Source organism: Sphingomonas sp., from assembly GCF_035758555.1.
In the GTDB taxonomy this organism is placed as follows: domain Bacteria; phylum Pseudomonadota; class Alphaproteobacteria; order Sphingomonadales; family Sphingomonadaceae; genus Sphingomonas_B.
In genome coordinates this window covers 1-7,859 of the sequence record NZ_DASTXI010000119.1, presented here as the reverse complement: position 1 = coordinate 7,859, position 7,859 = coordinate 1, and the positions used below count along the sequence as shown (strand labels likewise).

Annotated in this window: 9 protein-coding genes; 3 read left to right on the top strand and 6 right to left on the bottom strand. The window is 65.5% G+C overall.

Going from position 1 to position 7,859, the window contains the following annotated elements; all coding sequences use genetic code 11:
* Positions 1 to 145: 145 nt before the first annotated feature.
* Both gdhA and VFT73_RS07535 read right to left on the bottom strand, forming a co-directional pair.
* Complete coding sequence (gene gdhA / locus VFT73_RS07540) at positions 146 to 1,501, bottom strand: NADP-specific glutamate dehydrogenase (RefSeq protein WP_326409621.1); 1,356 nt, start codon at positions 1,499 to 1,501, stop codon at positions 146 to 148.
* Between the two features lie 108 nt (positions 1,502 to 1,609).
* A complete protein-coding gene (locus VFT73_RS07535; RefSeq protein ID WP_326409619.1) occupies positions 1,610 to 2,914 on the bottom strand; it encodes an SLC13 family permease in 1,305 nt (434 codons plus the stop codon).
* 48 nt (positions 2,915 to 2,962) lie between these two features.
* Here VFT73_RS07535 and VFT73_RS07530 point away from each other — a divergent pair, with 48 nt between their 5' ends.
* Positions 2,963 to 3,859, top strand: a complete 897-nt coding sequence (locus tag VFT73_RS07530) for a hypothetical protein (protein WP_326409618.1) — start codon at positions 2,963 to 2,965, stop codon at positions 3,857 to 3,859.
* Here the strand turns inward: VFT73_RS07530 and VFT73_RS07525 are convergent.
* From VFT73_RS07525 to rplO, 4 genes are all read right to left on the bottom strand, one after another.
* On the bottom strand, positions 3,856 to 4,380 hold the full coding sequence (locus tag VFT73_RS07525; RefSeq protein WP_326409616.1) for an SRPBCC domain-containing protein: 525 nt from the start codon (positions 4,378 to 4,380) through the stop codon (positions 3,856 to 3,858). The genes VFT73_RS07530 and VFT73_RS07525 overlap by 4 nt on opposite strands.
* Before the next feature lie 23 nt (positions 4,381 to 4,403).
* Entirely contained in the window at positions 4,404 to 5,051 is a 648-nt protein-coding gene (locus tag VFT73_RS07520; protein WP_326409614.1) for an adenylate kinase, read from the bottom strand.
* Positions 5,052 to 5,072: 21 nt separating this feature from the next.
* Positions 5,073 to 6,440, bottom strand: coding sequence for a preprotein translocase subunit SecY (gene secY, locus VFT73_RS07515; RefSeq protein ID WP_326409612.1), 1,368 nt, complete (start codon positions 6,438 to 6,440; stop codon positions 5,073 to 5,075).
* 113 nt (positions 6,441 to 6,553) lie between these two features.
* A complete protein-coding gene (gene rplO / locus VFT73_RS07510; RefSeq protein WP_326409610.1) occupies positions 6,554 to 7,084 on the bottom strand; it encodes a 50S ribosomal protein L15 in 531 nt (176 codons plus the stop codon).
* A 391-nt stretch (positions 7,085 to 7,475) separates the two neighbouring features.
* Between rplO and VFT73_RS07505 the strand changes: the two genes are divergently transcribed.
* Positions 7,476 to 7,721, top strand: a complete 246-nt coding sequence (locus tag VFT73_RS07505) for a type II toxin-antitoxin system ParD family antitoxin (protein ID WP_326409608.1) — start codon at positions 7,476 to 7,478, stop codon at positions 7,719 to 7,721.
* On the top strand, positions 7,714 to 7,859 hold a 146-nt coding region (locus VFT73_RS07500; protein WP_326409623.1), incomplete at its 3' end, for a type II toxin-antitoxin system RelE/ParE family toxin. The genes VFT73_RS07505 and VFT73_RS07500, both read left to right, overlap by 8 nt.

Sequence of the window (7,859 nt, the reverse complement as noted above, 5' to 3'; positions counted from 1 at the left end):
ACATCGCCGGCTTCAAGACAGTCGCCGATGCGATGCTGGCTTACGGGGTGGTTTGATCTCCGATATTCCGGTCCCGTTCGCTTCGAGCGAAGTCGAGAAGCGTGTCTCGACTTCGCTCGACACGAACGGGCTTGGGGCACGAAGGCTAGACGACGCCGTAGGCCAGCATCGCGTCGGCGACCTTCTTGAAGCCGGCGATGTTGGCGCCCTTCACATAGTCGCAATAGCCGCCGCCCTGCTGGCCATATTCCAGGCAGCGTGAATGGATGCCGTCCATGATGTCGACCAGCAGCTGCTGGAGCTGCTCTTCCTTCCACGAGATGCGCGCCGAGTTCTGGCTCATCTCGAGGCCGGAGACGGCGACGCCGCCGGCGTTCGCGGCCTTGCCGGGGGCGTAGAGGATCTTCGCGTCCTTGAAGACGTGCACGCCTTCCAGGTTGGTCGGCATGTTGGCGCCTTCGGAAACCGCAATGCAGCCGTTGGCGACGAGGGTCCGCGCATCTTCGCCGAGCAGCTCGTTCTGCGTCGCGCACGGCAGCGCCACGTCGCAGGGCACGCCCCAGGGCGTCTTGCCCGGTGTGAAGGTCGAGCCGGGGAACTGGTCGATATATTCCTTGATCCGGCCGCGCTTGACCGTCTTCAGCTCCTTGACCCAGTTGATCTTTTCCTGATCGATGCCGGCAGGATCGTGGATGAAGCCCTCGCTGTCCGACAGCGTCACGACCTTGCCGCCCAGCTGCGTCACCTTCTCCGCCGCATGCGTCGCGACATTGCCGGAGCCGGAAATGACCGCAACCTTGCCGACCATGTCCTGACCCTTGGTCTTCAGCATGTTCAGCAGGAAGTAGGTCGCGCCGTAGCCGGTCGCCTCGGTGCGGATCAGCGAGCCGCCATATTCCAGGCCTTTGCCGGTCAGCACTCCGGTGAACTCGTTGGTGAGGCGCTTGTACTGGCCGAACATATAGCCGATCTCGCGGGCGCCGACGCCGATGTCGCCGGCGGGCACGTCGATATCCGCGCCGATATGGCGATAGAGCTCGTTCATGAAGCTCTGGCAGAAGCGCATCACCTCATGGTCGCTCTTGCCCTTGGGGTTGAAGTTCGCGCCGCCCTTGCCGCCGCCCATCGGCAGGCCGGTCAGCGCGTTCTTGAACGTCTGCTCGAACGCCAGGAACTTCAGCACGCTTTCGGTGACGGAGGGGTGGAAGCGGATGCCGCCCTTATAGGGCCCGATCGAGTTGTTGTTCTGCACGCGCCAGCCGCGCTGCACGCGGATGTTGCCCTTGTCGTCTTCCCAGCAGACGCGGAACGAGACCACGCGATCCGGCTCTGCGATGCGGCGGAGGATCTGCTCGCTGTGATAGGCTTCCTTGTCCTGGATGAAATCGAAGATGTCCTCGGCGACTTCCTGGACGGCCTGTGCGAATTCCGGCTGGCCCGGATTGCGCTTCTTCACGCCTTCGATGAACGTCGCAAGATCGACGTGGTCGGAAACTGCCATCTATCCCCCCTCCTGGTCGGATCGGTTGTTCGCGTGACCCGGCAGCCTTCTGATTCGAGGCCGTTACGAGGCGAGAGTTAGCACAGTTTATAGCTTTGACAGCACCCGTCAGAAGGGGAATACGCGCGTGATCGCGAACACGCCGGTCGCCCAGGTAATGATGTTGAGCGGCAACCCGACGCGCACGAAATCCATGTAGCTGTAGCGGCCCATCTGGTAGACAAGCACGTTGGTCTGATAGCCGAACGGCGTCGCGAAGGCGGCGCTGGCGGCCATCATCACCGCGACCAGGAACGGCCGGGGGCTGACCCCCAGGCTTTCGGCCAGCGCGACCGCGATCGGTGCGCACAGCACCGCCACCGTCGCGTTCGAGAGCAGTTCCGTCAGGAACAGCGTCGCGCCGTAGAACAGCGCGAGCGCCATCAGCGGACCCAGCGGCCGGATCGCGCCGACCAATGCGTTAGTGCCGGTCGTTGCAAGCCCGCTTTCCTCCAGCGCGATGCCGAGCACGACCATCCCCGCGATCAGCATCAGGATTTCGGGCCTGAGCCCGTGATAGGCTTCGTCCGCGCTGATCACGCGCAGCAGGATCAGCAGCACCGCGCCCGCAAGTGCCGCCGCCGCGATCGGAGCGATGTTGAGTGCGGCGACCAGGATCACGCCGGCGAACACGCCGACGGCCAGCGCCGCGCGCCGGGGCTGAAGCTCCGCATGGGACAGGAAAAGCTCCGGCGCGCCGACCTGGGCGCCGGCCATGTCCGGTTCGATCTCCACGGCTCGTGTTTCGCTCTCCTCTGACGTGCCGGACCTGACCAGGCGGCCGCTGACCAGCAGCAGGTAGAGCGCGCCCACTCCGGCGATGGCGAGACCGACCGGCGTGATCTCGAACAGGCCGAAGGTCGGCTGGCCGGCGACGCGCGCCATGTCCGCGACCAGCAGGTTGGTCGACGTGCCGATCAGGGTCGTGCAGCCGCCGAGCACGGCCATGTAGGACACAGGGATCAGGAAGCGTTTCGGGTCGAGCCCGAGCTTGCGCGCGGCATCGCGCACGATCGGTGCGGACAGCACGACGATCGGCGTGTTGTTGAGAAAGCCGGAGGCGGCGCCGCACAGCCCGATCGTGATCCACAGGCCCAGCACGCCGATCCTGCGGCACATCACGACTGCCAGCTCGATCAGCCGGTCGAGCAGGCCCGACAGCTCGATCGCGTAGACGATGACGAACAGCGAGGCGAGCGCGATGAGGGCCGGGCTGGCAAAGGCGCCCTGCACTTCGCTGGGCCGCACGACGCCGGTCATCAGCAGCACCGCGGCGCCCGTGAGCGCGACGACATCCGCACGCACCTTGTCCCAGATCAGCGCGGCGACCACGGCCGCAAGCACAAGGACGGTCACGAGCTGGTCAGACGTCACGCGGCAAAGCCTTGGCGTGGCGGGAATGTCTTGTCAAAAGGGGCGTCGATGACCGACCGCCGTACATCCGGCTGGCGCGCATGGGCCGCGGCAGGCATTTTCGTGGGCCTGGTGGTCGCGGGCGTGCTGCTCACCCGCCCTGCCCCCGAACCGGCGCCGAAACCGGTGGCGACGCCCGCCCCCACGCCGATGCTGCCGACGATCCCGCAGCCGCTGCCGCCCTTGTCACGCGCCGACCTGATCGATGCCGCGTCGCGCGCGGCCAGCAGCTTCGCCTCGGGCGAGCAGCGGCCGGCATCGGACCTGCCGGGGCGGCGCTTTGCGCTCAACATCCCGTTCGGGTGCGGCGGTCCGACGGAGGATCTGAAGAAAGCCAGCACCGGCTGGAGCTACGACGCGGACAAGGAAACGCTGCGCGTGAAGGTCACGCCCGAAGTCTGGACCGAAGCGCCGATCCTGAAGAGAATCGCAGCCGGCGTCGCGTTCGAGGCAGCGGAAGGCTTCTGGATCCGGCGCCCCTGGCAGCGTTCGGATCTCTGTCCGGCGGAGGTTGCGACGCCGCAGCCGATCCCGAGCCCGAGCGGAAGCCCGACTCCGGCTCCCGGGCCCATGCCGGCGCCGGAAGCCATTCCGTCGACAATCCCGCCGGTGCGGCAGACGTTGGGAGTGGTCGAGCTGTTCGAGCCGGGCACCAAGCGCGAGGAGCGGCGCAACGGGCGCGCCTATCAGGCCGTGCAGAAGCTCGCGCCCGGCGAGATGGCGCTCGATCGCGGGCTGCGGCTGGTGGCCGAAGGCCGGCTCGTCGCGCTCGACAAGGACAAGGCGATCGGCTGCTGGAGCCCCTCGCCCGACCGGCGCCCCGTCTGCCTGATCCGGGTGCGGTTCGATCGCATCGCGATCACCGGCCCGACCGGCGAGCACATATTGGCCGAGTGGAAGAGCTAGCTGCCCTTCGCTCGTCCTTCGACAAAGGTCTTCAACCCCGCCAGTTGCTCGCCGAGCACACCGTCCACGGCGCCGGGAAGCGCGGCGCGGGCGGTGCGGGCGAGGCCGGCGACGACATAGCTGAGCTTGACGCTGGTGCCGCCGGCGACCGGCTTCAGCTCCCACGACATCGTGCCCGTCAGCGCTTCCGACTGCAGCGGCCCAAGCGCGCCGGACAGGCGCAGCAGCTTGCCCGGCCAGGCCATCACGACGCGCGCATGTTCGACGCCGCCACCGCCGGGCAGCCGTTCGCAGAAGCAGCCGCCCGGCCGCAGATCCAGGCTCAGATTGGACGCGCTTCCCGACCAGCTATGCTGGCTGTTCCACCAGGCGGACGGCTGGCCCAGCGCGGCGTAGACGCGTTCGGGCGAGGCAGCGATGACAGCCTCGTGCTCGATCGCGAACCCGGCGGCATTGTCGGCGACCACGGCGGCCGAGGCCGGCAGCGACAGGCTTGCGGCGATCAGAACGACTTGTCTCATGCCCCCTCCCCGACCCGGATAGATCAGCCGTCGAGAATGGCACCTATAGCACGGGTGACGACATCCATGTCCGCCATGCCATCGACCCGGTCGACGATTCCGCGCGCTTCGTAGAAAGGCAGGATCGGCGCGGTCTTGGCGCGGTATTCGGCCATGCGGGTGCGGACCGTCTCCGCATTGTCGTCGGGCCGCCGCTTGAACTCGTGGCTGCCGCACACGTCGCAGGTGCCTTCGATCTTCGGCAGCTTGAACCGGTCGTGATAGCCGGTGCCGCATTTGGCGCAGGTGAAGCGGCCGGTGATGCGCTCGACCAGCGCATCCTCGTCCACTTCCAGCTCGATCACATGGTCGAGCTTGCGGCCGCGCGCGGCGAGGATCGCGTCCAGCGATTCCGCCTGGGCGGCGGTGCGCGGATAGCCGTCGAAGATCGCGCCCTGTTCGGGACCCATCATGTCGAGCGCTTCGCCGATCAGATCGGAGACGATCTCGTCCGACACCAGCTCGCCGGCATCCATGACAGCAGCGACGCGCGCGCCGAGCGGCGTGCCCGACTTACGCGCCGCGCGGAGCATGTCGCCAGTCGACAGCTGGACCATGCCGCGTGCCGCCACCAGCCGTTCGGCCTGCGTCCCCTTCCCCGCTCCCGGCGGGCCCAGCAGGATGATGTTCATGGACCTCCCCTCAAGCCCGGTTCAGCGGATGCGGCCTTTGAGCTTCGCCTTCTTGATCAGGTCGCCATATTGGTGCGCGAGCAGGTGCGACTGGATCTGCGTCACCGTGTCCATCGTCACGTTGACGACGATCAGCAGGCTGGTACCGCCCAGGTAGAACGGGATGCCGGCAGCCGCGACCAGATATTCCGGCAACAGACAGATCAGCGTCAGATAGGCGGCGCCGACCACCGTGATGCGCGTCAGCACATAGTCCAGATAATCGGCCGTGTTCTTGCCGGGACGGATGCCGGGAATGAAGCCGCCGTTGCGCTTCAGATTGTCCGCGGTCTCCTCCGGATTGAACACGACAGCCGTGTAGAAGAAAGTGAAGAAGATGATGCCCGCGCCATAGAGCGCCATGTAGATCGGCGATCCGTGCTGCAGATACTGGTTGAGGGTGATCAGGAAATCGCCCCACCAGCCTTGGCCCTGGGTCGCCTGCTGCCCGGCAAACTGGCTGATCGTCAGCGGCATCAGCAGCAACGATGAGGCGAAGATCGGCGGGATCACGTTCGCAGTGTTGATCTTCAGCGGCAGGTGGCTGCGATCCGCCTGCATCATGCCGCGTTGGGTCTGGCGCTTCGGATACTGGATCAGCACCCGGCGCTGCGCGCGCTCCATGAAGCAGATGAAGGCAACGAGCCCCAGTGCGGCGCCGACGATCGTGATGATCAGCAGCGGCGACAGGCTGCCGGTGCGGCCGCCTTCGAACAGGTTGAGCAGCGTCTTCGGCAGCTGCGCGACGATGCCGGCCATGATGATCAGCGACACGCCGTTGCCGACGCCGCGGCTGGTGATCTGCTCGCCCAGCCACATCAGGAACATGGTGCCGCCGATCAGCGAGATGACCGCGGTGATGCGGAACAGCATGCCGGGATCGACGACCGCCTGCACGCCTTGCTGTGCGCCGAAGCTTTCGAGACCGACCGCGATGAACCAGCCCTGGATCGCGGTGAGGCCCACCGTGCCGTAGCGGGTATACTGGTTCAGCCGCTTGCGGCCGCTTTCGCCTTCCTTCTTGATCGCGTTCAGCGTCGGGCTCAACGAGGTCGCGAGCTGCACGACGATCGAGGCGGTGATGTACGGCATCACGCCCAGCGCGATGATCGACATGCGCTCGAGCGAGCCGCCGGAGAAGGTGTTGAAGAAGTCAAGCACGCCGCCGCGCGTCTGGTTCGCCAGCAGGCCCAGCGCGGTCGGATCGATGCCGGGCAGCGGAATGAAGCTGAGCAGTCGGAAAACGATCAGCACGCCGATCGTGAACCAGAGCCGCTTCTTCAGCTCGGTCGCCTCGCCGAATTTCGACAGATTGATGTTGGTGGCCAGTGCGTCGGCTCGAGATGCCATGGGCTTGCGTCAGTCCTGAAAAACAAAGCGGCGGCGAGCTCTATCGCCCTCCGCCGCTCCATATAGTGGCCCCGATCCCTTTGTCTAAGGGGATCGGGATCGAGCGGCTGGCCTCAGGCCCGCGCCGCCTTCTTTGCGTCGCGCACGCTGTTCTTCTTGGCAGCGGCCTTTTCGGCGGCCGGAACCACCGTCAGCACCTCGACCGAGCCGCCGGCCTTCTCCACCGCCTCGCGCGCGCCCTTCGACACGCCGGCGACCGAGAAGTTCAGCTTCGCGGAGAAATCGCCCTTGCCGAGCAGGCGGACGCCGTCCTTGCCGCCGCGCGCGAGACCGGCCGCCTTCAGCGCGGCGTGATCGATCGTGCCCTTGGCGTCCAGCTTCTTGGCGTCGACCGCTTTCTGGATCGCGCCCAGGTTCACCTCGGCATAATCCTTGGCGAAGATGTTGTTGAAGCCGCGCTTCGGCAGCCGCATGTGGAGCGGCATCTGGCCGCCCTCGAAGCCGGCGATCGAAACGCCCTCACGGCTCTTCTGGCCCTTCTGGCCCCGGCCGCCGGTCTTGCCCTTGCCGGAGCCGATGCCCCGGCCGACGCGGATCTTCGATTTACGCGCGCCCGAATTGTCGCGGATTTCGTTCAGTTTCATTGCACTCGGTTTCCCTGTGTTCGCGCAGATTGGATGGAAGCGGCGGGCCTTAGCGGGGGTTGAGGGGTTTGTCTAGCGGACCAGCGCGTGCCTGCCAGACTGAAATGATTTGGCGTCGGCAACCAATATCCCGTCTTCAATATCCATTGTCGTCCGACTTGGACGACCTGGACAACTTGGACGACTTTCACATGGAATCAGGAACATTTTCCCTTTCCGGCGAATGATCGCGCGAGACACTCGAATCAACGCTGAGAAGGAGCCACGCGCAGCATGCCACGGTGCGGTCAAGTAGGACAGTTCCTTTTTTGTTCTAAACGTGATGATGTGCCTTGGTTCAAGCAAGCTTCGTCTGATATGCAGGTTTTCGCACCAATGGTATGAGGACGATATGGGCGCCGTACGCAAGACCATCACTCTGACCGAACAGCAGGATGCCTGGATCGAGACTCAGATCGCGGCCGGGCTCTACACCAATGACAGCGAAGCAATCCGCGACCTGATCCGGCGCGAACAGGAACGCAACTTCGAGATCGAGACCATCCGTCAGGCGTTGATCGAAGGCGAGCAAAGCGGCGAGCCGGAGCCGTTCGACTTCGCTGCGTTCAAGAAGCGCAAATACGCCGAGCATGGCTGAGTATCGGCTCAGCCCGAAAGCACAGCGCGATCTCGGAGCCATATTCGACTACACGGTAGAGCAATGGAGCTTGCCCCAAGCCCTGCGCTACACCGACCTGATCGAAGCCACATGCGCCAAACTGGCCGAAGCGCCGCT

What these genes read in the sequence shown, in the direction of transcription:
- gdhA (WP_326409621.1), bottom strand. Translation starts at nt 1,501, where the DNA reads ATGGCAGTTTCCGACCACGTCGATCTTGCGACGTTCATCGAAGGCGTG.
- VFT73_RS07530 (WP_326409618.1), top strand. Translation starts at nt 2,963, where the DNA reads ATGACCGACCGCCGTACATCCGGCTGGCGCGCATGGGCCGCGGCAGGC.
- VFT73_RS07525 (WP_326409616.1), bottom strand. Translation starts at nt 4,380, where the DNA reads ATGAGACAAGTCGTTCTGATCGCCGCAAGCCTGTCGCTGCCGGCCTCG.
- VFT73_RS07520 (WP_326409614.1), bottom strand. Translation starts at nt 5,051, where the DNA reads ATGAACATCATCCTGCTGGGCCCGCCGGGAGCGGGGAAGGGGACGCAG.
- secY (WP_326409612.1), bottom strand. Translation starts at nt 6,440, where the DNA reads ATGGCATCTCGAGCCGACGCACTGGCCACCAACATCAATCTGTCGAAA.
- rplO (WP_326409610.1), bottom strand. Translation starts at nt 7,084, where the DNA reads ATGAAACTGAACGAAATCCGCGACAATTCGGGCGCGCGTAAATCGAAG.
- VFT73_RS07505 (WP_326409608.1), top strand. Translation starts at nt 7,476, where the DNA reads ATGGGCGCCGTACGCAAGACCATCACTCTGACCGAACAGCAGGATGCC.